Below are 26591 nucleotides of genomic sequence, written 5' to 3' on the forward strand. Positions count from 1 at the left end.
CGCCGTCGCGCACGGCTCCGTTCAGGGTGCGAACGGGGGCAGCGCGGCGAACTCCGGCGCCGGCCGCGCCCCTTCCGCGAGGGCGGCGAGTACGCGGCGGACCCGGCTGAGCGGATGGTCGGGGAACCGGGCGTCCCATTGGACGTGGTCGGCCGCGTGGAAGGGCAGACCGCCCCGCACCTCCGGTGCGTAGGGGTGCGGGCGGAAGTAGTCGGTGGGGCCGACCTCGGCCATGACCATCGCCTCGCGCATACCGGTCGTCCCCCGCTCGGGCGCCTGGATCTTCACGACGGTGCTGCAGGTGGCGCGGGGCACCGTGAAGCTGCCGATGAAGACCTGCCCGCTCGGCTGCCCCGGGAGCGGCAGCTTGAGTATCTGGCGCAGGGCGGGCAGGGATCCCAGCGTCTTGACCGATGCCTCGATCAGTCCGCCGCCGGCCTCGGCGGTGTGCCGGGTGAGCGCGGCGCGCAGCGTGGGGCCGTCGTCGAGGGACGCGGGCAGGTCCGGCGGCAGGTCGAAGAAGTGCAGCGACAGGATGTCGCCTTCGTCGCCGGCCCATACGTCGTGGTCGATGGAACGGAATCCCGGCAGGTCGACACCAAGAAGAGCTCTCATGGCCGGCGATCATGCCGCACGGGGCGACTCGGCGGGCCCGCGGGGTACCGCTCATGAGCCGGGGACTGCCACGAGCCGACATGCCGTCAGGCGACGGTCAGGGGCAGGCCGTTGGGTGACGTAGGGGGCGCGGGCCGTCAGGAGACCGTGGGACGCAGGCCGTTGGGTGCCCCAGGCGCGGGCCGTCAGGTGACGTCGGCGGTCACGGCCGCGTCGGGCCGCAGCTCCGCGTCCCTGCGGACCAGCGCGGCGTAGCGGCCGTCCCGGTCGAGGAGCTCCTGGTGCGTGCCGCGCTCGGCGATGCGTCCGGATTCCAGCACGACGATCTGGTCGGCGTCGCGGACGGTCGACAGACGGTGGGCGATGGTGATCGTGGTGCGTCCGGCGGACAGGGAGTCGATGGCCTGCTGCACGGCGTGCTCGGTGCGGGTGTCGAGGGCGCTGGTCGCCTCGTCGAGGATCAGCACGGGCGGGTCGCGCAGGATGGTGCGGGCGATGGCGAGCCGCTGCTTCTCACCGCCCGAGAAGCGGTAGCCGCGCTCGCCGACCAGGGTGTCGTAGCCGTCGGGCAGCGACGCGATGTGGTCGTGGATCTGCGCGGCGCGGGCCGCGGCCTCGACCTCCTCGTCGGTGGCGTCGGGCTTGGCGAAGCGCAGGTTGTCGGCGACGGAGGCGTGGAAGAGGTACGTCTCCTGGGAGACGACGCCTACGGCCTGCGCGAGGGTGTCGAAGCCGAGGTCCCTGACGTCGACGCCGTCGATGGTGACGCGGCCGCCCGTGACGTCGTAGAGCCGGGGCACCAGGTAGCTGAGCGTGGACTTGCCGGAGCCGGTGGGGCCCACGACGGCCAGGGAGCCGCCGGCCGGCACGGCGAGGTCGATCCGGTCGAGGGTCGGCTGCTTCTGCGCGGCGTCGTACGCGAAGTCGACCGCCTCGAAGCGCACGTCGCCACTGATCTTGTCGAGCCGCACGGGCTTCGCGGGCTCGGTGATGTCGACGGACAGATCGAGGTACTCGAAGATCCGCTGGAAGAGCGCGAGCGACGTCTGCATCTGCACGCCGGTGGACAGCAGGCTGACGGCCGGGCGGAAGAGTCCCTGCTGGAGCGAGACGAAGGCGACGAGCGTGCCGATGGAGATCGCCGGGCCGCCCGTCCTGAGCGCGAGTCCGGCCGCCCAGTAGATCAGGGCAGGCATGGCCGCCATGACGATGCCTATCGTCGACATCCGCCAGCGGCCCGCCATGCTGGAGCGCACTTCGAGGTCGACGAGCCGCTCGGACTCGTCCGCGAAGGACCGGGTCAGCGAGTCGGCCCGGCCCATGGTGCGGCCGAGGAGGATGCCGCTGACCGAGAGGGACTCGGTGACCGTGGCGGCCATCGCCGCCATCTGCTTCTGCCGCTGTGTGGTGATCTTCTTGCGCTCACGGCCGACGCGGCGGCTGATCCAGACGAACAGCGGCAGCAGGAGCAGCGAGACGACAGTGAGCCGCCAGTCCAGGGCGAGCATCGCGACGACGGTGGCGACCACGGCCGTGAGGTTGGAGACCAGGGAGGTGGCGGTGGAGGTGACGGTCGCCTGCATGCCGCCGATGTCGTTGGCGATGCGGGACTGCACCTCGCCCGTGCGGGTCCTGGTGAAGAACGCGAGCGGCATGCGCTGGAGCTGTGCGTAGACGCCGGTGCGCAGGTCGTGCATGACACGCTGGCCGACCGTGGTCGAGATCAGCGTCTGCAGCACTCCGAAGACGCTGGTCATCACCGCGGTGGCGATCATGCCGAGGGCGAGCAGGCTGAGCAGCCCGGTGCGGCCCTGCGGGATCGCGGTGTCCAGGATCTCGCGGAGCAGGAACGGCGACGCGACGGACACCAGCGAGGACGCGCCGACGAGGAGCCCGACGACGGCGAGCCTGCCGCGGTACGGCCGGAAGAGGCGGAGGATGCGGCGCACGTCGGCGGGCGGCTGGTCGGGGTCCTTGGGCGGCGGGGTCCAGGTCGGGTGCTCGGGGCGCAATGGGCTCCTTCCGGTGGGCGGGCGGACAGGGGTGTCCGGCGGACGACATCAGGGAGCCTAGCTCACTGTTACCTGTATTCACAATGAACGACATCCTGCTAATGTTCCGTCATGAGCACCTCCGATGCCGACGGCCTGCTCGCCGAGCAGCTGCTGCGGCTGACCCGCCGCCTCCACCGCAGTCACAAGCGCCAGCTGGAGTCCGCCGACATCGCCATCACCCCGGCGCAGTCCCGCCTGCTGCGCACCGTCGCACACTACGACCGGCCGCCGCGCATGGCCGATCTCGCGGAGCGCCTGGAAGTGGTGCCGCGCGCCGTGACCAGCCTGGTCGACGGCCTGGAGGCGGGCGGCTGCGTGCGGCGGGTCCCCGATCCGGCCAACCGCAGGGTGACCCGCATCGAGCTGACGGACACCGGCCGCTCCGCGCTCCGGACCCTGCGCGACGCGCGCCGCGCGGCGGCGGAGGACATCCTTGCCCCGCTCACCGCCGACCAGCGGGAGATCCTGGGCGAGCTGCTGTCCACACTGGTCGACGGACCGGGCCGGCGCTGCTGAGAGCCACCTCCCGGAGCGGGTGCCGCCGGCCCCGTGGCAGGTTCCCTCACGCCGGTGGAGGCCCACAGCGGGCGTTGCGGGCGCATCCCGGCCGCCGCCAGTGCCCTCCGTCGGCCTGAGGCCCTGGCCCGCTCGAAGCCCTGGGGGCCGTCGCGTGCCCGGCCGGCCCGCGGCCGGGTGCCCGCCCGGCCGCCTTGCGTGCCGGCCGGGCCCCCTCCCTCCTGTCACCTCAGCACAGACGCCGGTCCTCGGTCAGCACCCCCTGCACCGTGCGCAGGCTGCGGTCGTAGCAGCCGCCGGAGCCGTACAGCCGGTAGCGCTCGGCCGTCGTGCCGACCGCGTGCCGCTGGTCGCGGGGAACGTTCGCCGTGTACGTGGCATCACCGGTGTACGTGTCGTCGAGGCGCGACCACGACAGCCTGCGCGCGCCCCGGGTGACGGTGGTGTCGGCCTTGTCCGCGAGGGTGAGGACGGTGCGCAGCCGGTCACCCTCGCCGAGCGTGGTCACCCCGTCCATCTCGTACGTGCGGTGGGTGGTGGTGACGGTGCCTCCCCTGGTGACCGTCTCGTCGTCGGTCCACGCGGCGGTGAGCGCGTCGGGGTTCTCGCCGTCGCTCCAGCGGTGGACCGAGGTGTTCGCCACGGACCGGGCGACCGTCGTGGCGACCCTGCCGTGCGAGGTGTCGAGGTGCCCGGCGACGGTCAGGCGGTGTGCGCCGCGGGTGTCCAGGCGGTGTTCGGCACCGGACGTGTACGTCGCCGAGTTCAGCGGGCGGCTCTCCTCGTGGCGGGTGAGCGTGCCGGTGACGACGTCTTGCCCCTCGTCCTGCCACACGAGGACGTTGACAGGGGTGCTCCAGCCGGTCTGCCCGGGCGGCACGCCGACGACGTTCACCTCCAGGCGGTGCGGCCGGCCGTCGTTGAGCTGCGCGGCGAAGGGGGTGAGGTCGTACTGGACGGGCTTGACGTCGAGGGCCCGCGGCCCCGGAACGACGTACCAGAGGAACGGGTTGGACCAGCCGCCGGTCCACACGGTCGGGAACGGTGCGGCGATGCCCGCGAGTTGCCCGTCGACGCGGATCTGCACCTCCCGGTAGGGCCCGTCGGCGGCCTTGCAGGAGTACGGGGCGGCGTCGGGGACGGTCATGTACCAGTACTCCTCGCAGCCGCCGCCCGAGCCGGTCGCGTAGACCTCCGCGACGATGCGTTCGCTGTTGCGCGGGGTGGTGAGGGCGGTGCCGTCGGGGGTGAGCACCTGGTCGGGCGTCTCGGCGGGCCGGGCGCCCCGCCCCGGGGTGTGGAAGGTCAAGGTGACCTTGACGTCGATGACGCCGGTGTACGTCTCGTTGACGACGTTGCCGATCAGCATCTCGACGGGCTGCGCCCGGCGCAGGGTGTCGCTGTAGCGGGTGACGTCCTTCTCCACGGACCAGGTGATGCCGTCCGGCGAGGGCTGGGGGGTGGACGTCCGCAGGATCTCGATCCCGCCGATGGCGAGGTGGCCGAGCCGGTCGTACTGGCGTCCCTTCACGGAGCCGTCGAGCCGCAGCACCACCTTGCTCCAGCGGGTGCCGCATTCGGCGGGCGGTGCGTACGCGCCGCGGTAGGGCGTGAAGTCGCGGAACTGGGCCTCGGCGACGGTGACTCGGCACGATCTGGTGTCGGGGCGTGCCACGGGCGGGGCGGCGCTGACGGGATCGTGCCAGTCGCTGCCGAACTCCGCGGGCGGGGTCTCGGCCGCTGCCGCGGGGCCCGTTCCGATGAGCGTGCCGAGGGCGACGACCGCCCCCATGATCATGGACATGATCTTTCGCTTCATGGCTCAGGAGTGAAGCGTGTGGGGGCTGTGCCGCGCCAGACCGCCGCTGATGGACATTGGCGCGTTCTGTGCCGCCGTGCGCAGAAAATCATTTGCTCACAGGCGCGGTGAACCGCGAACCTTGCACGGTTTGAACCACCCTGCTCCCTCCCCCTCTTCGACGAGCTCTGGGACGTCATGCAGATTCGCGATCTTCCCTATCCCGATCCAGGAGTACCCGACGTCCGGTCCGGCACCCGCTTCCTCCTCTGGCTGGGCCTCGGCCAGCTGGGCGGACAGGTCAAGTCCCTGTGCTGGGGCCTGCTGCACTTCGTGTCCGTGATGGCGCTGCCGTACTGCGTCGGTCTCGCCGTCCAGGCCGTGGTGGAGCGTTCCGGGTCCGCACTCGCCGCGGCGGGCGGCCTGATGGCCCTCGCGACGGCCGGCATCGCCTTGGGCGACACGATGCTGCACCGTACGGCCGTCACCAACTGGATCACGGCCGCGGCCCGCACCCAGCAGCTACTGGCCCGCAGGACAGCGCAGTTGGGCTCGGCCCTCACCCGCCGGGTGGCGGCGGGTGAGGTCGTCGCGGTCTCGACCGGCGATGTCGAGAAGATCGGCTGGTTCGTCGAGGCGGTCTCCCGCTTCCTGGCGGCGGCCGTCACGGTCGTGGTCGTCTGCGTCGCCCTGCTGGTCCACCAGCCGACGCTCGGTGTGCTGGTCGCGATCGGGGTGCCGGTCCTGGCTCTGGGCGTGCTGCCGCTGCTGCCGCGCGCGACCCGGCTCGCGGACACGCAGCGCGAAAAGGCGGGCAAGGCGACCGAACTGGCCTCCGACACGGTCGCGGGCCTTCGCGTCCTGCGCGGCATCGGCGGCGAGGAGCTGTTCCTGGCCCGCTACCGCCGCGCCTCCCAGGAGGTGCGCAGGGCGGCGGTGCGCAGTGCCCGGATGTGGTCGCTGATCGCGGGCGTACAGGTGCTGCTGCCGGGTCTCCTGATCATCGCCGTCGTCCACCACGGCGTCGGGCTGGTCGGCGACGGCCGCATCGCGGTGGGCGAACTGGTCACCGCGTACAGCGCGGTGATGCTGCTGGCCTATCCCCTGCGGCACTTCGAGGAGATCGCCATGGCGTACTCCTTCTCCCGTCCCTCCGCGCGCCGGGCGGCCCGGGTCCTGTCACTGGAGCGATCCACGAGCGGCAGGGGCACCGACGCGGTGGCGTCGGGAGACCTGTACGACCCGTCCACCGGAGTGCACGCGCCCTCCGGCCTGCTGACCGCGGTCGTGTGCGGCGACCCGGACGCGGCCGGCCGGCTGGCCGAACGGCTCGGCGGGCACCCCGCGGAGCCGGAGGGCCTGCCGTCCGTGCTGCTCGGCGGCGTCGCCCTGGACGACCTGCCACTGCACGCCGCACGGGCGGCGGTCCTCGTCCAGGACAAGGACCCGGTCCTGCTGTCCGGGACGCCGACCGAGCTGCTCGACGTGCCCGCGTCCGGTGCGGTGTCGGCGGCGGACGCGCTCGCGGCCGCCGAGTGCGGGGACGTGCTCGGCGCGCTCGCGCAGGCGTCGCTCGACGGGGACCCGATGGAGGCGCCGATCACCGAGCGCGGCCGCTCCCTGTCCGGCGGCCAGCGCCAGCGCCTGGCACTGGCGCGCTCGCTGGTGGCCGACCCCGAGGTGCTGGTGCTCGACGAACCGACGTCGGCCGTCGACTCGCACACGGAGGCGCGGATCGCCGAGGGAGTGCGGTCGCTTCGCTCCGGACGCACGACGGTCGTCTTCACGTCCTCGCCGCTGCTGCTGGACCGCGCCGACCGGGTCGTCCTGGTCCACGACGGCGAGGCGGCGGCAGTGGGCACGCACCGCGAACTGCTGCACAGGGAACCGCGGTACCGCGCGGTCGTCACCCGCGAGACCGACCAGGAGCAGCTCTCCCCGGTCCACGCGTCGGGCGACGGTGCCCTCAAGACCGGGATCGACATCGAGGAGACAGCATGATCGGCGTGGCGCCACCCGACCACGACCCGGCGGCTGCCCGGACGGCGACCACTCTGCCGGTGGGGTCGCCCGCGACGGTGCGGGCCTACGTGGCCGGGCTGCTGCGCCGCCACCGGCGGGCCTTCGGGCTCCTCGTCCTCGTCGACACCGTCGCCGTCGTGGCCTCGATGGCGGGCCCGTGGCTGCTCGGCTCGCTCGTGGAGCGGGCGGCGGAGGGGGCGCGCGAGCTCCATCTGGAGCGGACGGTCGCGTTGTTCGCGGTCGCGCTGGTGATCCAGGCCGCGTTCGTGCGCCTGGTACGGCTGCGGGGTGCGATGCTCGGCGAACGGATGCTGGCGGACCTGCGCGAGGACTTCCTCGTGCGGTCGGTCGGGCTGCCACCCGGCGTGCTGGAGCGAGCGGGTACCGGCGACCTGCTGTCCCGTATCACGACGGACGTCGACCGCTTGGCGAACGCGATGCGCGAGGCGGTCCCGCAGCTGACGATCGGCGTGTTCTGGATCGTGCTGCTGCTCGGCGGGCTCACCGTGACCGCGCCGCCGCTGGCGCCCGCGGTGCTCGTGGCGGTGCCGGTGCTCGTGATCGGCTGCCGCTGGTACTTCAGGCGGGCGCCCTCCGCCTACCGGTCGGAGGCCGCGGGATACGCCGCCGTCGCCGCCGTGCTGGCCGAGACCGTCGACGCGGGCCGCACCGTGGAGGCGCACCGCCTCGGGGCGCGCCGGGTGGCGCTGTCCGACCGGCGGATCAAGGAGTGGACGGCGTGGGAGCGGTACACCCTCTATCTGCGCTCCGTGCTCTTCCCCGTCCTCAACGTCACGCACGCCACCGTGCTCGGTTCCGTTCTCGTGATCGGCGGCGTGTTCGTGCTCCAGGGCTGGATCGGCGTCGGACAGCTGACCACGGGCGCGCTGATCGCCCAGATGATGGTCGACCCCGTGAACCTGATCCTGCGCTGGTACGACGAGCTCCAGGTCGCCCAGGTGTCGCTGGGACGGCTCGTCGGCGTCCGTGAGATCGAGCCGGACGCGGGCGAAGGGGCGGTGCGCCCGGAGGGTCGCGACGTCCGCGCGGACCGGGTCCACTTCGGGTACCGGGAGGGCGTCGACGTGCTGCACCGCGTCTCGATGGACGTGGCGCCCGGCACCCGGCTGGCGCTCGTGGGCCCCTCGGGCGCGGGCAAGTCCACGCTGGGCCGGCTGCTCGCGGGCATCTACGCCCCGCGCACCGGCCGGGTCACGCTGGGCGCGGCCGAGCTGTCCCGGATGCCGGCGGAACGGGTGCGCGAGCATGTGGCGCTGGTCAACCAGGAGCACCACGTCTTCGTGGGCTCGCTCCGTGACAACCTGCTCCTCGCCCGTACGTCCGCGCAGGACGCGGAGCTGTGGGGGGCGCTCGGGGCGGTCGACGCGGACGGGTGGGCACGGGCGCTGTCCGGGGGCCTGGACACCGAGGTCGGCTCGGGCGGTGTCCCGCTCACCCCGGCCCAGGCCCAGCAGATCGCGCTGGCCCGCCTGGTGCTGGCGGACCCGCACACGCTGGTGCTGGACGAGGCGACGTCGCTGCTGGACCCGCGGGCGGCGCGCCACCTGGAGCGCTCGCTGTCGCGGGTGCTCGAGGGCCGCACGGTGGTGGCGATCGCGCACCGGCTGCACACGGCCCACGACGCGGACGTGATCGCGGTGGTGGAGAACGGCCGCATCAGCGAGCTCGGCAGCCACGACGAACTGGTGTCGGCGCAGGGACCGTACGCGGCGCTCTGGCGCTCCTGGCACGGGTGACGCCCCTGCCCTGGGGCCGGGGCGCTGCCCCGGTTCCGGGAAGCCCTCTCAGATCACGTTCAGCGCCGCCGCCCCGCCCACGCCTCCCAGCAGCATGAACGCCGGCATCAGCACCTTCAGCTCCACCCAGCTGCCCGCCCGGAAACGCATACCCTTCGGCGGGCCCACCGGGTACCACCGCTTGCCGGACACCGGGATCGGCCACAGGATCGGGCAGCCGGAGACCGTCAGCGCGTCGCCGATGTCGTGGACGAGGGCGCCGAGCACGATCGGCAGGCCGAGCCACAGGTACTCCTGACCGGGCGCGGTGAACAGCCAGTCCGCCCCGTTGCCCGGCTTGTCCAGCACGCCCGCCAGGATCCACGCGCTCGTCGCGCCCAGCAGCCAGACCAGGACGTCGCTGGATACGCGAGCGGCCCGCCACAGCAGGCCCTCGACCGCGAGCACCATGTGGACGAAAAGGATCGCGAGCACGGCCCACCGGCCGCCCGTGATCGCCAGGACCGAGGCCCCGCCGCCGATCAGCACCGCCCACAGCCAGGTGTGCGTGAGGGTCCGGTGGCCGCCGGTCCTGCGCTTGTCCCCCGGCTTCTTCGTCGCCTTGTAGACCGCGTACGAGAGCTTGTCGACGATCTCGCACAGCCCGCGCGAGACCGGACCGAAGGCACGGGAGATCGTCGCCGCCTTGTGGTCGAGGTCCGGGGCGAGCGCAGCGCCCGCGCAGATCAGCGCTCCGACGACGAGAACGGGCCACGGCATCGGGTGGCCGGCGGCAGCCGTCGCCGCTCCGACCCCCAGCCAGGCAGCCGCCCCGGACAGAGAGTGCGCCGGTCCCATCATGTGTGTTCCCGCCCCATTGCCGTTGTGCTCCACCCCAGTTGACAGGGCAGCGTACCGTTCGTGATCTTCACTGCGGCGGCCGGTTCCCTCATCCGGGCGGAAGCCAGGCAAGATGGGGGGCGTGACCCTTATCGATCAGCTGCCGCCCGACGCCGACCCCGATGCCCTCTTCGACGCCTTCTCCTCCTGGACCGAGGAGCGGGGCATCACGCTGTACCCGGCTCAGGAGGAGGCCCTGATCGAGGTGGTCTCGGGGGCGAACGTGATCCTGTCCACCCCCACGGGCTCCGGGAAGAGCCTGGTCGCGGCGGGTGCGCACTTCACGGCGCTGGCCAATGACCAGGTCACCTTCTACACGGCGCCGATCAAGGCGCTGGTGTCGGAGAAGTTCTTCGACCTGTGCAAGCTGTTCGGTACGGAGAACGTCGGCATGCTGACGGGCGACGCCTCGGTCAACGCCGACGCCCCCGTGATCTGCTGCACCGCCGAGGTGCTCGCCTCGATCGCGCTGCGTGACGGCAAGGACGCGGACATCGGCCAGGTAGTGATGGACGAGTTCCATTTCTACGCGGAGCCGGACCGCGGGTGGGCCTGGCAGATCCCGCTGCTGGAACTGCCGCAGGCGCAGTTCGTCCTGATGTCGGCGACGCTCGGCGACGTGTCGATGTTCGAGAAGGACCTCACGCGCCGCACGGGACGGCCCACGTCCGTCGTCCGCTCCGCGACGCGTCCGGTCCCCCTCTCCTACGAGTACCGGCTGACGCCGATCACGGAGACGCTGACCGAGCTCCTGGAGACCAAGCAGGCGCCGGTCTACATCGTCCACTTCACGCAGGCGCAGGCCGTCGAGCGGGCACAGTCGCTGATGAGCATCAACATGTGCTCGCGCGAGGAGAAGGACAGGATCGCCGAGCTGATCGGCAACTTCCGCTTCACCACCACGTTCGGCAGGAACCTGTCCCGTTACGTGCGGCACGGCATCGGCGTGCACCACGCGGGCATGCTGCCCAAGTACCGGCGCCTGGTGGAGAAGCTGGCCCAGGCGGGTCTGCTGAAGGTCATCTGCGGCACCGACACGCTGGGCGTCGGGGTCAACGTCCCCATCCGCACGGTGCTGTTCACGGCGCTCACCAAGTACGACGGCAACCGGGTGCGCACCCTGCGGGCGCGCGAGTTCCACCAGATCGCGGGCCGGGCCGGGCGCGCGGGCTTCGACACGGCGGGCTTCGTGGTCGCGCAGGCGCCGGAGCACGTCATCGAGAACGAGAAGGCGCTCGCGAAAGCGGGCGACGACCCGAAGAAGCGCCGCAAGGTGGTGCGCAAGAAGGCCCCGGAGGGCTTCGTCGGCTGGACGGAGAACAGCTTCGAGAAGCTGATCGCCTCCGAGCCCGAGCCGCTGACCTCACGTTTCCGTGTCACCCACACCATGCTGCTGTCGGTCATCGCCCGGCCGGGCAATGCCTTCGAGGCGATGCGCAAGCTGCTGGAGGACAACCACGAGCCGCGCAGGAACCAGCTGCGGCACATCCGCCGCGCCATCGCGATCTACCGCTCGCTGCTGGACGGCGGAGTGGTCGAGCAGCTCGACGAGCCCGACGCCGAGGGCCGCACGATCCGGCTCACGGTGGATCTCCAGCAGGACTTCGCGCTCAACCAGCCGCTGTCGACGTTCGCGCTGGCAGCGTTCGAGCTGCTGGACCCGGAGTCTCCGTCGTACGCGCTCGACATGGTCTCCGTCGTCGAGTCGACGCTCGACGACCCGCGCCAGATCCTGGCCGCCCAGCAGAACAAGGCGCGCGGCGAGGCCGTGGGCGCGATGAAGGCGGACGGCGTCGAGTACGAGGAGCGGATGGAGCGGCTCCAGGACATCTCGTACCCCAAGCCGCTCGAAGAGCTGCTGTGGCACGCGTACAACACGTACAGGAAGTCGCACCCGTGGGTCGGCGACCACCCCGTGTCGCCGAAGTCGGTCATCCGTGACATGTACGAACGGGCGCTGTCCTTCACGGAGTTCACGTCCTTCTACGAGCTGGCCCGCACCGAGGGCATCGTGCTGCGCTATCTGGCGAGCGCGTACAAGGCGCTGGACCACACCATCCCGGACGACCGCAAGACCGAGGACCTGGAGGATCTGACCGCCTGGCTGGGCGAGATGGTCCGTCAGGTGGACTCCAGCCTGCTGGACGAGTGGGAGCAGCTGGCGAACCCCGAGGTGGAGACGGCCGAGGAGGCGCAGGAGAAGGCCGACCAGGTCAAGCCGGTCACGGCGAACGCCCGTGCCTTCCGCGTCCTGGTCCGCAACGCCATGTTCCGCCGGGTGGAGCTCGCCGCCCTCGACCAGGTCGGCGAACTGGGCGAGCTGGACGCCGAGTCCGGCTGGGACGAGGAGGCGTGGGGCGAGGCGATGGACGCCTACTGGGACGAGTACGACGATCTGGGCACCGGCCCGGACGCCCGCGGCCCGAAGCTCCTCGCCATCGAGGAGGACCCGGCGCACGGTCTGTGGCGTGTGCGCCAGACGTTCGCCGACCCGAACGGCGACCATGACTGGGGCATCAGCGCGGAGGTCGATCTGGCGGCCTCCGACGAGGAGGGCCGGGCGGTCGTGCGCGTCACCTCCGTCGGCCAGCTCTGAACCGCACCGAGAGGACGACCCGTCATGACGAATCCGGCCGAGCGGCTGGTCGATCTGCTCGACCTGGAGCAGATCGAGGTCAACATCTTCCGCGGGCGCAGCCCCGAGGAGTCGCTTCAGCGCGTCTTCGGCGGGCAGGTCGCGGGCCAGGCGCTGGTCGCGGCCGGCCGGACGACGGACGGGGAGCGTCCGGTGCACTCGCTGCACGCGTACTTCCTGCGGCCGGGCATTCCGGGTGTGCCGATCGTCTACCAGGTCGAACGGGTCCGGGACGGCCGGTCGTTCACCACGCGCCGCACGACCGCCGTCCAGCAGGGGAAGACGATCTTCAATCTGACGGCGTCCTTCCACCGCCCCGAACCCGGCGGCATCGAGCACCAGCTGCCGCCGCGGCACCTTCCCGCCCCGGAGACCCTGCCGATGCTCGTGGACGAGATCCGCGACCACCTGGGCGCTCTGCCCGAGTCACTGGAGCGGATGGCCCGGCGCCAGCCGTTCGACATCCGCTACGTCGACCGGCTGCGGTGGACCCGCGAGGAGCTGAAGGACGCGGACCCGCGCAGCGCGGTGTGGATGCGCGCCGTGGGACCGCTGGGCGACGACCCGCTGGTGCACACGTGTGCGCTGACGTACGCGAGCGACATGACCCTCCTGGACGCGGTGCGCATCCCCGTCGAGCCGCTCTGGGGGCCGCGCGGCTTCGACATGGCGTCGCTGGACCACGCGATGTGGTTCCACCGCCCGTTCCGGGCGGACGAGTGGTTCCTGTACGACCAGGAGTCCCCGATCTCGACCGGCGGCCGGGGCCTGGCGCGCGGCCGGATCTACAACCAGGCGGGCCGGCTGCTGGTGTCGGTGGTGCAGGAGGGCCTGTTCCGGCCGGTGTGACCGTCCCGGTCCCCGGGCCCGCCGGCAGCAGGCGCGGACGTCCCCTCGGGACAGCCGCTCCACCGCCCGCGTCCACCGATAGGCCGGGGCTATCGGCCGCATTCGGCAATCGCGCGTTGTGACGGCCCGCTCCGTCGGAGAGCCTGGCCGGGTCCGGCAGCAGTGCCGACGTGGTCCAGCGAAGGGGAGGGCATGGCTCAGTCACAGCACCTCGGGCTCAACTTCATCGACGGACAGTGGGTCCCGGCCGAGTCGGGACTGACCAGAGAGAACATCAATCCGGCCGACTTCACCGACGCCGTCGGCGAGTTCGCCGAGTCGGGCGGCGTCGACGTGGACCGGGCGGTCGACGCGGCGCGGGCCGCGCTGCCCGGCTGGCGCGGGCTCGGGCCGATCAGGCGGGCGGCGTGTCTCGCGCGGGCGGGCGCGCTCGTCACCGAACGCGCCGAGGAGTTCGCCGCCGTCATCACGCGCGAGCAGGGCAAGCTGCTCGCCGAGGCGCGCGGCGAGGTGGCCAGGGCGCGTGCCGTGCTCGACTTCACGGCGGGCCAGGCGCGCCTGCTCGGCGGGGTGACCGCGCCCGCGGAGGACGAGCGGACCCTCGCGTACACCTTCCGCCGCCCGATCGGTGTGGTGGGTCTGATCTCGCCGTGGAACTTCCCCCTCGCCATCCCCATGTGGAAGGTGGCACCGGCGCTGCTGTCGGGATGCACGGCGGTGCTCAAACCCTCGCCGCTCACACCGCTCACCGCGGCGCTGCTGGTGGAGGTCTTCCAGGAGGCCGGGGTGCCCGACGGGGTGCTCAACCTGGTGCAGGGCGATGTGGCGGCCGGTGAGGCGCTGGTCGCCAACCCGGACGTCGCGGGCATCAGTTTCACCGGTTCCCTCGCCGTGGGCACCGCGATCCACACCGGCGGCGCGCACCGGCTGCTGCGGACGCAGCTGGAGCTGGGCGGCAAGAACGCGGTCGTGGTGTGCGACGACGCCGACCTGGACCGGGCCGTGGACGCGGTGGTGCACGGCGCGTTCGGGCAGGCCGGGCAGCGGTGCAGTGCGACGAGCCGGGCGGTGGTGGACGTACGGGTGCGGGAGCAGTTCCTGGAGCGGCTGGTGCCGCGGGTGGCGGCCCTGCGGGTGGGGCCGGGCGACGATCCCGCCTCGCAGGTGTGCCCGGTGGTCGACACGGTGCGCAGGGACGCCGCGCTGTCCGCGGTCGCCGGGGCGCAGCGCGACGGCGGCAAGATCCTGTGCGGCGGCGGCACGGAGGATCGGGAGGGGCTGCCGGAGGGGTGTTACGTGCAGCCGACGGTGATCCGGGATGTTCCCTGGGACAGCGAACTCGCCCAGGAGGAGGTGTTCGGGCCCGTGCTGGCCGTCATCGACGCGGACGGGTTCGACGACGCGATGCGCACGGCGAACTCGGTGAGGTACGGAATGAGCGGGACGGTGTTCACGGCTTCCCAGTCGCGGGCGTTCGAGGCGGTGGAACGGTTCGAGGCCGGGATGCTGCACGTGAACCGGCCGGGCGTCGGCGCGTACGCGCATCTGCCGCACACCGGCGCGAAGGCGTCCCAGTACGGTCCTCCGGAGTGCTCGCCTCAGGTGTGGGAGTTCTACACCGCGTGGCATTCGGCCTGTATCTCCTACTGAGCGCACAACGGCGGCCCCGCCAGGACGTCACCGACGCTGTCGGTCACGTCCGGTTCACGCGTGACGTCGGCCTCCACGACCTGGTGGCGGTCGTGGAGGCCGACGTTGTGTTCGGGGAGGGCGTCCGTCCGGCCCCGCCGGATCACATGCCGAGCGTGCGGCGCAGGCCCACGGGGTCGGTTCCCAGTTTGGTGAAGACCGCGGACAGCAGTTTCGACACGGCGGCCTCTCCGATGCCGAGCTCGGCGGCGATCGCCGCGTTGTCGAGTCCGAGAGCGGCGTGGCGGGCCGCCGCGCTCTCGGCCTCGGAGAGGGTGTCCTGTTCCGCGGTCTGGCGGCGGCGCGGGCGCAGTCCGGCGGCGGCGAGTTCGGTTCGGGCGCGGGTCGCGAGGGCTTCGGCGCCGCAGCCGGTCGCGGCCTCCATGCCGGAGTAGAGCTGGTGGGCGGCGCGCTCCAGGTCGCCGAGGGCGTGCAGGGCGGTGCCGTGGTCGACGAGCGCGTGGGCGAGTTCGTACGCGGCCGGGGACTTCTCGAGGTGCCCGACGGCTTCCTGGAGCAGGACGACCGCCTCGGCCGCGTCGGTGGTCGCCGCCTGGACGCGCAGTGCGTGACCGATGGCACTGGCGGTGCCGAACGCGCGGGCACGCGCCACGGCCTCCTGCGCGGTGGCACGGGCCTTCTCCGGTTGGTGCCTGGCCTGCGCCAGGGCGAGGTCGAGTTGCCAGGGGCTCCACGAGGGGTTGCGTGTGCCCCGGCCGTCGAGGCGTTGGCCCGCTTCCGCGAGCTGCCGCTCGGCCTCGTCGCTCATGCCGCTGGCCAGGAGGAGCTTTCCCCAGACCGCTTGGGGGTCGGGGTAGATGACCGAGTTGGGGAAGTTGCTGCCGAAGTCGTAGGACTCGGCGACGCTCTGGGCCTCGGCGGTGTGTCCGTGGGCCAGCTGGGTCTCGATGAGGGTGCCGATCGCCTGCCACTGGGCGGGAATTCCGTGCCCCACCCGGTCGGCGATCTCAAGTCCCTGGCGTACGAAGTCCTCTGCTTCGGTGAGCCGTCCGCGCCGGTAGCGGACGTAGCCGAGCAGGGTGTAGGCGAAGGACAGGTGCGCGCCGCGCCATCCTCGTGCTTCGAACTCGGTGATGGCGTCGCTGAACAGGTCCTCGGCCCTGCCCGGCTGATCGCAGTACATGAGGGTGAGAGCGATGACGGCCGGCACCTCGAACCCGAAGTCCTGGTCGGTCCACCTCAGGCCGCCGTCCAGAGCCCGTTCCGCGTACTGCAGCGCCCTGGCGGAGGGTTCGCCGCGCATCACGCAGTCCCAGCCCCGCAGCCCCAGGATGTGGCGTTCGGCCAGGCTGCGGCCGGTGAGGCGCTTGGCGAACTGGGCCAGCAGCCGGGAACGGGCCGACGAGTCATGCTCGTCGGCGCGGACCGCATTCCATTTGAACTGCTCGGCCTGCATACGGAGTTTGGCGCGGGCGCTGGAGGTGCGACGGGCCTCGTCCGCGAGGAGTTCGGTCGCCTGGGCCAGCCTGCCGGTGTGGGCGAGGGCCTGTGCGAGCCGGTAGACGACGTCTTCCCGCAGACCCTGTTCGATCTCGGGCTCTTCCAGTGCGGCCCGCAGGTGGTTGATCGTGGTCGTGGGTTCGTGGAGGAGACTGGCTGAACCGAGTTCGAACAGCACGTGGGCACGGTCCTCGAAAACCGGCGGTTCACGCAGCGCGCGGGCCAGATAGCGGCGGGCCGCATCGGGGGCTCCCGCGGAGAAGTTCTCACGGGCGGCCTGGCGCAACTGCTGCACGACCCAGGGGTCGCCTTCCGGGTGCATCTCCAGCATGTGGCGGGCGGCGACCCCGGCGCCGAGGCCGGCGTCGATCACTGCCTTCGCCGCCATGCCGTGCATGGCGACGCGTACGCCCGGAGGGATGGACCGGTACACGGCGGTGGCGATCAGCGGGTGGAAGAACTCCACGACCTCGTCGCGCTTCACCGTGGTCAGTACGGTCAGGATGCGCGCGGCGTGCAGTTGGTCGATGGCCTCGTTGACCTGCGCGTCGCCGAGCGCGGCCACGCTCGCCGCGATCCTTGTGGAGATGCCGGTGCCCAGCACCGCGGCGGCCCAGGCGAGCCGGACGGTGGAGGGACCGAGCTGTTCGAGCCGTTCGATGAGCCCGCTGCCCTTGACGGCCGATGCGAGATCACGGAGGTGGGCGATGTTGTCGCGCAGTGGCTCCAGGCCGCGGTCGCGGGCCTTCGCGGTGAGCTCGACGACCTCGAACGGATTTCCGCCGGTGATCGCCCAGCATTCCCGGCAGAACAGGTCGTCGGCGCCGTCGCCGAGGGCGCTGCGCACTATGCGCGCCACCGCACTCGATGTGAGCGGCTCCAGCTGGTGCGGGCGTGCCCCGTGGCGCGAGGCCAGGGCGTTCAACACGGAGGCACCGTGCGGGAGTTCGTCCGGCCGGCAGGCCACGACGATCAGCATCCCGAGGTCCTGGGCACGTGTGGCGAAGGCGGTGAGCCATGCGAGGGATTCCGCGTCGGCCCAGTGCGCGTCGTCGACAACGAGCACGACGGGCGCGGAGCGCACCGACAAGCGGGTGACGACCCAGTCGAGACCGTCGCGCACACCCTGGGGGTCGGGTGCGGCACCGTCCTGCGCGGCGGTCAGACCGATCGCCGGTGCGACGATGCCGTACCAGTGCCCCAGGATCTCGCGGTGCTCGCCCTCGCTCATGGCGGCGACCGCGGGCTGGAGGAGCTGGCGCACCACATGGAACGGCACCTGCTTCTCCTGCTCGCCGCCGCGCGCGGACAGCACCGTGCAGCCGCGTTCGGTGGCGTGCCGGCGGGCTTCGGCGAGCAGGGTGGTCTTGCCCATGCCTGCCGGTGCCGCGAAGACGAGCACCCCGCCTCGTCGCGCACCAGAGCCGTTGGCCGCGGCTCCGTGCAACTGGTCCAACGCGTGCTGGATCGCTGTGACTTCGGATTCCCGTTCGAGAATGGGCTGATGAGCCCACCCTTGCTGCTCCACGACCTGCGTCACCTGTAGCCCCCTCAAGCGCGTGCCGCCGAGTGTACGGTCAGGGGCATGGGGTGATACTCCTTGCGACCATTTTCGGGGAAATCGGCCACTCATTTGTGGGTGAGCCTGTATCATCCGCTGACGCGGCCGGAGGCGCGGAGGCGCGAGACGTGCCGGACACCGTCTCGAAGACGCCGGGGCCCTGTTCCGTCAGTGCCGTGCGAGGGGAATCATGGTCAGCGCATCCGGCTGCGGGATGCCTGCGGGAACTTCGCGCACCGTGGTGCCCGGAGCGTGGACCAACCGCCACCGGGACGCCACGGCCGCCACGGCGATGACGATCTCCGACGCCGCGAAGGAATCCCCGATGCACTTGTGCTGACCGGCCCCGAACGGAATGAACCGGTGAGGGCGCGGCCGGTCCACCGAGTCGGTGTCCCAGCGGTCCGGATCGAATCTTCCGGGTTCGCGGAACAGCGCGGGGTCCCGATGGAGCGCGTAGGGGCTGTAGCCCAGTTCGGCTCCGGCCGGGATAGAGACGCCACCGAGCTTCACCGGGACCAGGGCGCGCCTGGTGAACAGAAGCGGCGAATGCAGGCGAAGCGCCTCCTGGAAGACGTTGTTCACGTACGGGAGAGCGGCGATGTCGGAGGGACGCACGGGCCGCGTGCCGATCACCTCGTCGACTTCGGTGTGCAGGCGCTCCTCCACCTCCGGATGACGGGCGAGTTCATGGAAGATCCAGGACAGCACCGTGGCCGAGGTTTCCGTCGCGGCGAAGAAGGTGGAGATCACTTCGTCCCGCACCTGCTCGTCGCTCATGGGTTCGCCCGTCTCGGCGTCCACGGCCGACAGCAGCAGAGACAGAAAGTCGTCACGGCCCGACTCCTCGGTGCCGTAGCGCACGATCACCTCGTCGATGATCCGGCGCAGTCGTGCGGCGGCCGTGTCGAACCGGCGGTTCATCGTGACAGGGAACCGGTCCAGCGACTTCGGCATGATCGCTCGCCTGAGGATGCCCTCCACGAGGATCGGGAACGAGCGGTGCACTTCCTCGACAGCCGACCGCCCGAGGTCGCCGGAGAAGATCATCGCCGCGACCGAGGACAGCGCGAACCGGCGCATCTGCGTCGTCACCGAGATCTGCTGTCCGGCGGTCCACGACGTGGCCATCTCGTCCGCCAGCCCGCACATCATCTCCGCGTAGGCGGTGATGTGCCGGCGGTGGAACGCCGGTTGCAGCAGACGGCGCTGCCTGCGGTGGAACTCGCCGTCCGTCAGCGGAAGACCGTTGCCGAACAGCGGGCGCAGCCTCTCGAAGACCCTGCCGCGCCCGAAGTTCTTCGCGTCGCCGACCAGTACGGTCTGGATCAGTTCCGGGCTGGTGAGCACGTGGACGGGCCAGGTGGCCACGTCGACCCGCACGACATCGCCGTGCTCCCGCAGCGACTCCAGGAACCCTATCGGCCTGCGCCACAACTGCAGTGCGTGGCCGAGGACGGGCAGACTCCCCGGAGCCACCGCCGCGTCGCGTGACGGGCCGGCGTGCTCCATGGGCGACTTCTCCCTCGTGCCGCTCATGTCCCCGGGACCAGGTCGGGGCGGGTGTACGTGGACTCGAGGCCCGCGACCCACCGTTCGTCGCTGTAGCGGGTGCACTCGTACCGTTGCCAGAGGTCCGCGCCGATCATCCAGTCCTGATGGCTCTTCACACAGCGCGTGACCCCGGCACGCGCGGAGGGGTCCGTCACCCCGAGCGCGTCCAGCACGCCGGGCAGCTCCCGCGCGGCGGTCAGGAAGTCCTCGACGCGGGAACGGGTGCGCTCCTGGACTGTGAGCACGGCCTGCGGCAGTGACCACTCGTTCCACCAGGCAAGGAGCGAGACGAGGTTGTTGTTGTCCCCGCAGGAGAACTCCTTGCGCAGGGAGAAGACGTCGTTGCCCCATGAGATGACGTCCAGGGCACTGCTCATGAGGTCCTGGAACGCGGAGCTGTCGTACACCTCGGGGGGCACTTCGAGGCCCAGGGCGGCCTCCACCATGTCCATCATCGGCAGCAGTTGGGAGCTGTGCCGGCGCATGCGGACGTAGTCGTCGATCGCCGGCTGCTCGGCGGCGTTCCGGTTGGCCGCCTCCTGGTCGAGGGAGCGCAGCATGAGGGGTATGTGCTCGCGGTAGCGCTCACGGACGGTCGGCGGCATCTCGGCGAGGATGCGGTCGCACAGGTCGACGAATCCGGCGACCAGCGGATTCCGGCGCAGCTGCGGCGCGCTGTCGATCCTCCCCGTGGCCAGGTACCCGGTGATCGCATCGGTGACGGGGCGCCATGCCTCCAGCCGATCCGCCCTGATGAGGTGGTCGTGCTGGTCGTCGAGTACGAACGACCAGGCCATCCACTCGGCAAGCAGCACGACGTGCCGGTAGGGCACGTCGTGACACACCCGTCCGGACAGGTGCCCGAAGCCGATGCCGGCGAACTGCTCCGCCGCGTCGGTGATCAGCCCATGGTGAAGCGCCCATGAGGTCGCCTCGTCATTGGCCCGGGCCGACTGCGGATGTTTGGAGGCTTCGAAGGGAAGATGGAAATCTGGAATGGTGAAGGAGTCGAGAAGAGCCACAAATCCTCCATGGGGAATCCGGATTCGACACTTCCCGCCGAAATGCTCCTCGCGTCGACGACCAGGCGATCGCACCGAACTCCGGTATGACCCGACATGTTTCCACGATCACCCTGGTCACCAAATTGGTCGATTTACGCATCCGTGCAAGAAGATCCAAGACCTCAGCTGGTCAATTAACGCGCGAAACCGAGCAGACTGTCAACGCGATCCGGCCACGAAATACAGGGGCGCATCAGGCAATCGCCAGACGGCTATTCGGGAAGTCATATGCGAATGCCATAGTCATGGCGCCGGGGAGTCCGAAGGACCGTCCACGCGCGCGCGGAGCGCACGGCCGGCCGGGGAACCCCGCAGGTCATGGGTCGGGAACCGTCACTGCGTCAGCACCGGTCGCGGAGGGACGTGTTCGACGCGGGAAGCCGAGAACTGCAGGGCCGGCCGGGAGGAGCGCCAGGTGCGCGAGAGCCCGTCAAGCGCCCGTGTCCGTCCTCGTGCGCCGACGTTTCGCGCTGCGCGCCGCCCACCGCACGACGTCGGCCCTCACCACCACAACCGGGTCGTGAAGGCCGACGTCACGCTCGGGCCCGTACGGGCCGACACCGTCAGGGCGTTACTGCCGGGGCGCTTCCAGCCGTCAGGCGCCGAGGACCTCCTCGGCGAGGCCGAAGGAGAGCGTCATGCCCGCTCCGCCGACGCCGTTGACGACGGTGACGGACGGCTCGGGGGAGACGACGAGTTCGGTGCGCCCGTCCCGCAGAGAGGGGTAGTAGCCCGTCCAGCGTTCGGTGACACGAGCGTCGGGAAGCGTGGCGAAGGTGGCCAGGTAGGCGAGGACGGCTTCGTTGATCTCCTCGTTCTCGAAGGGGTCGTGCGTCATGCCGTAGGCGTGGCTGTCGCCGATCGTCAGCCGTCCGTCCGCGGTCTGGGAGAGCAGCACGTGGATGCCGTGCTCGCGGTGGAACGGCAGCTCGGCCGCCATCCGTTCGGCGAGCGGTGCCCGGGCGGCCAGGCCGTCGAAGGCCGCGTAGTGGAGCAGCGTGAGCCCGCCGCAGAGCATCGGGCCGAGCTGCCGGCCGCCCGGCTGGACGCCGGTGCGCATCATCTGGAGCTTGCAGCGGACGAGGCCGCTCTCGGCGAAGACGTCCGGGTAGAGCGTCGCGAAGTCGTTCCCGCTGCACACGAAGACGCGTCCGGCACGCCACTCCCCCGCCGTCGTGGAGACGGTGGGCAGGTCGACGGAGCGCACGGTGGTGCCGAAGCGGATGTCGACCCCGTATTCGGCGACGAGGTGTTCGGCGACGGCGGGGATCGCCCGCCGGGGGTCGACGTTGACCTCGGTCGGGCTCCACATCGCGGCCAGCAGGCCGTCGGGCCGGGCGACCGCGCTGCGCCGCGTGACCTCCCGGGCCGTGAGCAGGGTGGCGCCGCGCTCGCGGGCGGCCGGCGTCGCGGCGAGGAACTCCTCGAGGACGGCCACCTCGTCGGGGTGGTGGGCGAGGTGGAGCGAGCCGGTCCGCTCGGCCCACAGGCCGGTCTTGGCGGCGACCTCCAGCCAGATCTCGCGGCTGCGCAGAGCGCGCTCGTAGACGGCCCCCCGTTCCTGGCCGATGGCCCAGATCATCCCGAAGTTACGGATGGACGCGCCGACGGCGAAGTCGTCGCGCTCGAAGACGACGACGCGTTCGCCGCGGCGGGCAGCGGCCAGGGCGTGCGCGAGTCCGACGATGCCTGCGCCGACGACGACGGTGTCGGCCTGGTTGACGATCACGGGATTTCGGTTCCTCTCTCGGTGCGGCTGGTACGGCGAGGGATGACGCCGGCTGGTGCGAGTGCAGTTCAGGCGCCGGCCGAGCGCGGCAGCCGGTTCCAGTGCGGCAGCATCAGCAGCCCGGCCAGCAGCGCGGCACAGGCGAAGCCGGTGAACAGCGCGCCGCCGGAGAGGAACCCGGGCAGCAGTCCGCCGAGGATGGCTCCGACGGAGCCGCAGCCGTTGACCAGCCCGGCCGCGGTGCCCGCGCCCTTGTCGGTGCCGAAGTCCACGGCGGCGACGCAGGAGATCATCGAGTCGGCGGCGTACACGGTCAGCCCGATCACGGCGAGGACACCGATCATGACCGGGACGCTACCGGTCGCGGTGAGCGGCATGAACAGCGCGAGGGTCACGGTCAACAGCGCGAGCGCCAGGACGCAGGGCGGTACGCGGCGCGAGGCGAAGAGCCGGTCGGAGACCCAGCCGACGGCGATCGGGGCGAGGACTCCGGCCACCCCGAAGGCGATCGGGATGAGGACGGCGCCGACCTTGTCGATGTCGGGCAGCCGCCGGCTGACGAGTACCGGTCCCCACAGCAGGATCGCGTAACGAGCCGGCTTGAGAAGGAAGTAGGCGGCGCCGAGGGTGAGCACCATGCGGTCGCGCAGCGTCTCGCGGTAGAGCGCGAGTCCGCCGCGGCGCTCACCCGGCTCCGGTGCCGCCTCATCGGCGGGTGCGTCGTCCTCGGCGATGCCCGCGTCCCGCGGAGAGTCCTTCTGGAGCGCGACGAACAGCAGCAGTACGCCGCCGAGGGTCGCGGCGCCGGCGAGGAACGCCACCTGCCAGCTGTCGAAGAGGGAGTACGCGATCCAGCCCAGGAACGGGGGCGCGGCGAGGCCCCCGAACGCGTAGTTGGTGCTCCACAGTCCGAGGACGCGGCCGCGCCGGCGTACCGGGAAGAAGTTGCCCATGTTCTTGCACAGCGGCGCCCAGCCGGCCGACTGGGCGAGGCCCTGGACGACCATCGCGCCGCCGAAGACGAGCAGGGCGCTGCTGAGGCCCATCACGCAGGCCGCGGCGATGGCGCCGATCATGCCGCCGACGACCACGACCCGGGGGCCGAAGCGGTCGGCCCACATGCCCCACAGGAACTGCCCGGCCGCGTAGGCGGCGAGATAGAGGGCGTCGATGACGCCGAGGGCGCGTTCGGTGAGGACCGTGTCGACGACCGGGTCTTCGAGGATGCCGAGTTTGGCGACGGAGAAGGCCTGGCGTACGAAGTAGAAGCCGGCGTAGGCGAGCCAGGTGACGGCGAATATCCGGCGGCGCCAGCGAGCGGCGTCCGCCTCCGTCGTGCCGGCCGGGGATCTGCGGTGCGGTTGCGGCGGTGCGAGGTCGGCCATAGCTGTGTCCTGTCCCTCGTCATGGGGCGGATTGGCTGGCGTGGGGGGCGGCAGCGGGCACGGCACGGCCCCGGCGCGCGCCTCGGCGGCGCGCCGGGGCCGGGTCGTGAGCGGGTCGGAACGGTTCAGACGGTGAGCGGCTCACCCGCCGCGATCGCGGTGCCGACCCAGTACGCGTCGAAGTTGCGCAGCCGGTGCCCGGCGGGCAGTCCGGTGACAGGGGCGTTCACGAGGAACGGCACCTTCTGTTCGGTGAGTCCGCCGTGCGAGCGCAGCGGCTCGGTGAAGCCGGAGATGTCGTGCCGGGCCGGTGTGGTGCCGAGCACGGTGTTGCGTTCCGCGATGACGACGAGGTCACCGATGCGGTCGCCGGGCAGTTCGAAGCGGGCGCACGCCTCCTCGCGGGTCAGGACCGCGTCCACGCCCTCCAGTGCCGCGAGGTGGGCGGTGAGGGCGCCGGTGCCGGCGCCTTCGGGCAGATGGACGGTGGCGTACGAGCCGAGTGCGCCGTGGTGGACGGTGTACGGGTCGGTGATGGGCAGGACGACGCGGGCGGAACCCGGCTCCAGTCGTGCGTCGAGGACGTCCTGGAGATGGACCACCCGAGCGGTTCCGTCGCCGTCGGCCTTGGCGTTCATGCCGTGGTCGGCGGTCACGACCAGGACGGCGCCGAGCGCGTCGATGCGCTCGAAGTACTGGTCGAGCATGGCGTAGAAGTCGTTGGCGACGGGCGATCCGGGTGCGTGCTTGTGCTGGATGTAGTCGGTGAGCGACAGGTAGAGGAGGTCGGGGCGGTCCTTGTCGAGGATGTCGGCCCCGGCGGCCATGACCAGTTCGCTGAGCTCGGCGCTGTAGACGGACGGCAGGTCCATGCCGGTCCGCGCGAGGACCTTGCCGATGCCGTTCTCCTCCTCGGTGGCCTGGTCGGCCTTCTCCGCGGAGAAGCAGATCCCGTCGACGAGGCCACTGCCGAGAAGGCGGCGCAGCTTGTCCTTGGCGGTGACGACGGCGACCTTGGCGCCCTGCCGCGAGAAGGCGGCGAACAGCGTGGGGGCCCGCAGCAGTTCGGGGTCGTTCATCATGACCTCGGTGCCGCTGGCGGGGTCGTAGAAGTAGTTGCCGCAGATGCCGTGGACGGAGGGCGGGACCCCGGTGGCGATGGACAGGTTGTTGGGGTTGGTGAAGGACGGCATCGTGCAGTCGGCGCGCAGGTCGCTGCCCGTGTGCAGCATGCGCTCCAGGAAGGGCATGCGGCCGTCCGCGACGGCCCGCTCGTGGTAGGCGTCCTCGCTGCCGTCGATGCAGACCACGACGACGGGCCGGCGGGGCCGGTGGTAGCGGCGCCCGTTCACTGTCAGCGGTTCGGTCATGTGCGGATCCACCCCTGAGGTCGAAGGAGCCGGGACGGCCGCCTCGTTCGCCGTCCCGCCTTTTCATGGGTAGCACCGGGCCGGGCAGGGGCAGAACCACTGGATTCGCTATGGCTGCCATAGCCCCCGCCTGTGCGTTCACCGCGTTCCGCACCCTCCCCACCAGCGCGTCCCGGAGCTAGAGTCGGCGGCCCGGGTGATCGGCGAGCGGCGTGGGGAGGCCAGTGGAACTCAACCTCCACCGTTTGTGGATCTTCATGCAGGTCGTGGAGCACCAGGGCTTCTCGGCGGCGGCGCACCGGCTCTACATGAGCCAGCCGTCGGTCTCCAACCAGGTGCGCCGACTGGAGCAGTCCCTGAAGGTCACCCTGATCGACCGTTCGGGCTCGCGGGCGCGGCCGACGGCCGAGGGCGAGGTGCTGGCGGAGTACGGCAAGCGGGTCTTCCTGCTGGCCGAGGAGGCCGTGGCGGCGGTGCAGCAGGTGAGCGGGCTGGCGTCGGGGCGGCTGCTGGTCGGCGGTTCGACGACGGTCGGCACGTATCTGCTGCCGCCGCTGCTGGCGCGCTTCCGGGAGCGGTATCCGGGCATCGAGTGCGACGTCTTCGTGGGCAACAACGAGGCCGTACTGGAGCGGCTGCTGGCCGGGGACATCGGAGTCGCGGTGGTCGCGGGTGCGCCGACGGCGTCCCAGCTGGTGCCGGAGACGGTGCTCGGTGAGCGTCTGGTGCTCATCGCGGCGACGGAGCATCCGCTGGCGGCGCGGGACGAGGTGTTCCCGCGGGACCTGGCGGGCTGTCGCTTCCTGTTGCGCGAGCCGGGTTCCCAGACGCGGGAACTCCAGGAACAGGTGCTCGCCGACTGGGAGTTGACCCAGGTGTCGCGGAGTGACGTCTGGGGGCCCGAGGCGGTCAAGCAGTGCGTGGTGGCGGGTCTCGGGCTCGCCCTCATCTCCGAGCACGCGGTGGTCGACGACGTACGGGCCGGGACGCTGGCGGTGCTGCCGGTCAGTCCGGTGCCGCGGTCCCGGCCCGTCAATCTCGTCCGCCGCAGGGACCGTCTGCTGTCGCCGGCGGAACGCGCGTTCATCGAGCTGCTGCGCTCCGTCGGCGAGTGGCCGCGTGAGCTGCCGGCGGCGGGTGCCCGCTGAGGGGCTCGCCGGCGGCGCCTACTTGGCGGGGTCGAGGCAGAGCACGAACTTGTCGGCGTCCCACTGCTGTGCGAGGGCGGCCTCGCCCACGGTGCAGGCGTTGACGTCGAAGCTGTTCTCGATGACCTTGACGACCTTGTAGTTGGCGTCCTTGTCACCGCACTTCTTGGTCTCGACCTCGGGGGCGTCGTCGGGACCGGTGACCTGCACGCAGTCGCCGGCCTCGGCGCGGACCGGGGCGTCACCGAGGATGTAGCCGGCGCCCAGCTTCACGGCCACGGCGACGACGATGAGGACGACGACCCCGAGAATCTTCCTGACGATGCCCTTCTTGGCCGGCTGGGGCGCGGGAACAGCGTCGGGGGCGGGCTGGCCCTGCGGGATCTGCTGCGGGTCCTGCGGGGCGGAAGGGGACGTCGGGGCGCTCATGGCGGACTTCCTCGTGGTTGCATGCGTATCGAACGCGCGCACGCTACACGAAGAATAAGAATCACATAAACACAGG

At 71.4% G+C, this 26591-nt stretch carries 19 protein-coding genes; 7 read left to right on the top strand and 12 right to left on the bottom strand.

All coding sequences use genetic code 11. The annotated features are described in order from the left end of the window. Window positions 1–21: 21 nt before the first annotated feature. Entirely contained in the window at window positions 22–615 is a 594-nt protein-coding gene (locus AB0K02_RS12610) for a hypothetical protein (RefSeq protein WP_365992369.1), read from the bottom strand. 185 nt (window positions 616–800) lie between these two features. Further along, window positions 801–2627, bottom strand: coding sequence for an ABC transporter ATP-binding protein (locus AB0K02_RS12615; protein ID WP_365992370.1), 1827 nt, complete (start codon window positions 2625–2627; stop codon window positions 801–803). Between the two features lie 111 nt (window positions 2628–2738). Here AB0K02_RS12615 and AB0K02_RS12620 point away from each other — a divergent pair, with 111 nt between their 5' ends. Next, a complete protein-coding gene (locus AB0K02_RS12620; RefSeq protein WP_365992371.1) occupies window positions 2739–3185 on the top strand; it encodes a MarR family transcriptional regulator in 447 nt (148 codons plus the stop codon). 229 nt (window positions 3186–3414) lie between these two features. Here AB0K02_RS12620 and AB0K02_RS12625 read toward each other — a convergent pair whose 3' ends face one another. Further along, a complete protein-coding gene (locus AB0K02_RS12625; RefSeq protein ID WP_365992372.1) occupies window positions 3415–5004 on the bottom strand; it encodes a peptide-N4-asparagine amidase in 1590 nt (529 codons plus the stop codon). Between the two features lie 177 nt (window positions 5005–5181). Here AB0K02_RS12625 and AB0K02_RS12630 point away from each other — a divergent pair, with 177 nt between their 5' ends. Together AB0K02_RS12630 and AB0K02_RS12635 are read left to right on the top strand one after the other, a co-directional pair. Beyond that, window positions 5182–6984, top strand: coding sequence for an ABC transporter ATP-binding protein (locus tag AB0K02_RS12630; RefSeq protein WP_365992373.1), 1803 nt, complete (start codon window positions 5182–5184; stop codon window positions 6982–6984). Beyond that, entirely contained in the window at window positions 6981–8762 is a 1782-nt protein-coding gene (locus AB0K02_RS12635) for an ABC transporter ATP-binding protein (RefSeq protein WP_365992374.1), read from the top strand. Before AB0K02_RS12630 ends, AB0K02_RS12635 begins: the two co-directional genes overlap by 4 nt. Before the next feature lie 48 nt (window positions 8763–8810). On the opposite strand, the gene AB0K02_RS12640 is transcribed toward AB0K02_RS12635, so the two are convergent. Continuing rightward, window positions 8811–9602 carry a metal-dependent hydrolase gene (locus AB0K02_RS12640; RefSeq protein ID WP_365992375.1) on the bottom strand — a complete coding sequence of 264 codons (792 nt, stop codon included), beginning with the start codon at window positions 9600–9602 and terminating at the stop codon, window positions 8811–8813. A 112-nt stretch (window positions 9603–9714) separates the two neighbouring features. Here AB0K02_RS12640 and AB0K02_RS12645 point away from each other — a divergent pair, with 112 nt between their 5' ends. The 3 genes from AB0K02_RS12645 (at window position 9715) to AB0K02_RS12655 (ending at window position 14775) form a co-directional block, all read left to right on the top strand. Continuing rightward, on the top strand, window positions 9715–12237 hold the full coding sequence (locus tag AB0K02_RS12645) for a DUF3516 domain-containing protein (RefSeq protein WP_365992376.1): 2523 nt from the start codon (window positions 9715–9717) through the stop codon (window positions 12235–12237). A 24-nt stretch (window positions 12238–12261) separates the two neighbouring features. Next, window positions 12262–13125 carry an acyl-CoA thioesterase II gene (locus AB0K02_RS12650; RefSeq protein ID WP_365992377.1) on the top strand — a complete coding sequence of 288 codons (864 nt, stop codon included), beginning with the start codon at window positions 12262–12264 and terminating at the stop codon, window positions 13123–13125. A gap of 192 nt (window positions 13126–13317) precedes the next feature. After that, window positions 13318–14775 carry an aldehyde dehydrogenase family protein gene (locus AB0K02_RS12655; protein ID WP_365992378.1) on the top strand — a complete coding sequence of 486 codons (1458 nt, stop codon included), beginning with the start codon at window positions 13318–13320 and terminating at the stop codon, window positions 14773–14775. Here AB0K02_RS12655 and AB0K02_RS12660 read toward each other — a convergent pair. The 7 genes from AB0K02_RS12660 to phnA form a co-directional block, all read right to left on the bottom strand. Beyond that, the gene (locus tag AB0K02_RS12660; RefSeq protein WP_365992379.1) at window positions 14769–14921 is read right to left on the bottom strand and encodes a hypothetical protein; all 153 of its coding nucleotides are present in this window, start codon (window positions 14919–14921) and stop codon (window positions 14769–14771) included. The genes AB0K02_RS12655 and AB0K02_RS12660 overlap by 7 nt on opposite strands. Next, window positions 14918–17731: an AAA family ATPase gene (locus AB0K02_RS12665; RefSeq protein WP_365992380.1), complete on the bottom strand. Its 2814-nt coding sequence runs from the start codon at window positions 17729–17731 to the stop codon at window positions 14918–14920. Before AB0K02_RS12665 ends, AB0K02_RS12660 begins: the two co-directional genes overlap by 4 nt. A 273-nt stretch (window positions 17732–18004) precedes the next feature. Further along, complete coding sequence (locus tag AB0K02_RS12670) at window positions 18005–19375, bottom strand: cytochrome P450 (protein ID WP_365992381.1); 1371 nt, start codon at window positions 19373–19375, stop codon at window positions 18005–18007. Then, complete coding sequence (locus tag AB0K02_RS12675) at window positions 19372–20412, bottom strand: lyase (protein WP_365992382.1); 1041 nt, start codon at window positions 20410–20412, stop codon at window positions 19372–19374. Before AB0K02_RS12675 ends, AB0K02_RS12670 begins: the two co-directional genes overlap by 4 nt. 637 nt (window positions 20413–21049) lie before the next feature. Continuing rightward, window positions 21050–22183 (bottom strand): TIGR03364 family FAD-dependent oxidoreductase, encoded by a 1134-nt coding sequence (locus tag AB0K02_RS12680; protein WP_365992383.1) that lies wholly within the window; start codon window positions 22181–22183, stop codon window positions 21050–21052. Window positions 22184–22251: 68 nt separating this feature from the next. Next, window positions 22252–23568: an MFS transporter gene (locus AB0K02_RS12685; protein ID WP_365992384.1), complete on the bottom strand. Its 1317-nt coding sequence runs from the start codon at window positions 23566–23568 to the stop codon at window positions 22252–22254. 125 nt (window positions 23569–23693) lie between these two features. Beyond that, window positions 23694–24938 carry a phosphonoacetate hydrolase gene (phnA, locus tag AB0K02_RS12690; RefSeq protein ID WP_365992385.1) on the bottom strand — a complete coding sequence of 415 codons (1245 nt, stop codon included), beginning with the start codon at window positions 24936–24938 and terminating at the stop codon, window positions 23694–23696. A gap of 224 nt (window positions 24939–25162) precedes the next feature. Here phnA and AB0K02_RS12695 point away from each other — a divergent pair, with 224 nt between their 5' ends. Then, window positions 25163–26086 carry a LysR family transcriptional regulator gene (locus AB0K02_RS12695; protein ID WP_365992386.1) on the top strand — a complete coding sequence of 308 codons (924 nt, stop codon included), beginning with the start codon at window positions 25163–25165 and terminating at the stop codon, window positions 26084–26086. Between the two features lie 18 nt (window positions 26087–26104). Here the strand turns inward: AB0K02_RS12695 and AB0K02_RS12700 are convergent, their stop codons facing one another. Further along, window positions 26105–26515 (bottom strand): hypothetical protein, encoded by a 411-nt coding sequence (locus AB0K02_RS12700; RefSeq protein WP_365992387.1) that lies wholly within the window; start codon window positions 26513–26515, stop codon window positions 26105–26107. Window positions 26516–26591: the final 76 nt, after the last annotated feature.

It is taken from the genome of Streptomyces sp. NPDC049597 (assembly GCF_040675505.1).
Lineage (GTDB): Bacteria > Actinomycetota > Actinomycetes > Streptomycetales > Streptomycetaceae > Streptomyces.

Coding starts and splice junctions, on each gene's coding strand:
- AB0K02_RS12610 (WP_365992369.1), bottom strand. CDS start 615: ATGAGAGCTCTTCTTGGTGTCGACCTGCCGGGATTCCGTTCCATCGAC.
- AB0K02_RS12620 (WP_365992371.1), top strand. CDS start 2,739: ATGAGCACCTCCGATGCCGACGGCCTGCTCGCCGAGCAGCTGCTGCGG.
- AB0K02_RS12625 (WP_365992372.1), bottom strand. CDS start 5,004: ATGAAGCGAAAGATCATGTCCATGATCATGGGGGCGGTCGTCGCCCTC.
- AB0K02_RS12630 (WP_365992373.1), top strand. CDS start 5,182: ATGCAGATTCGCGATCTTCCCTATCCCGATCCAGGAGTACCCGACGTC.
- AB0K02_RS12635 (WP_365992374.1), top strand. CDS start 6,981: ATGATCGGCGTGGCGCCACCCGACCACGACCCGGCGGCTGCCCGGACG.
- AB0K02_RS12640 (WP_365992375.1), bottom strand. CDS start 9,602: ATGATGGGACCGGCGCACTCTCTGTCCGGGGCGGCTGCCTGGCTGGGG.
- AB0K02_RS12645 (WP_365992376.1), top strand. CDS start 9,715: ATGGGGGGCGTGACCCTTATCGATCAGCTGCCGCCCGACGCCGACCCC.
- AB0K02_RS12650 (WP_365992377.1), top strand. CDS start 12,262: ATGACGAATCCGGCCGAGCGGCTGGTCGATCTGCTCGACCTGGAGCAG.
- AB0K02_RS12655 (WP_365992378.1), top strand. CDS start 13,318: ATGGCTCAGTCACAGCACCTCGGGCTCAACTTCATCGACGGACAGTGG.
- AB0K02_RS12670 (WP_365992381.1), bottom strand. CDS start 19,375: ATGAGCGGCACGAGGGAGAAGTCGCCCATGGAGCACGCCGGCCCGTCA.
- AB0K02_RS12685 (WP_365992384.1), bottom strand. CDS start 23,568: ATGGCCGACCTCGCACCGCCGCAACCGCACCGCAGATCCCCGGCCGGC.
- phnA (WP_365992385.1), bottom strand. CDS start 24,938: ATGACCGAACCGCTGACAGTGAACGGGCGCCGCTACCACCGGCCCCGC.
- AB0K02_RS12700 (WP_365992387.1), bottom strand. CDS start 26,515: ATGAGCGCCCCGACGTCCCCTTCCGCCCCGCAGGACCCGCAGCAGATC.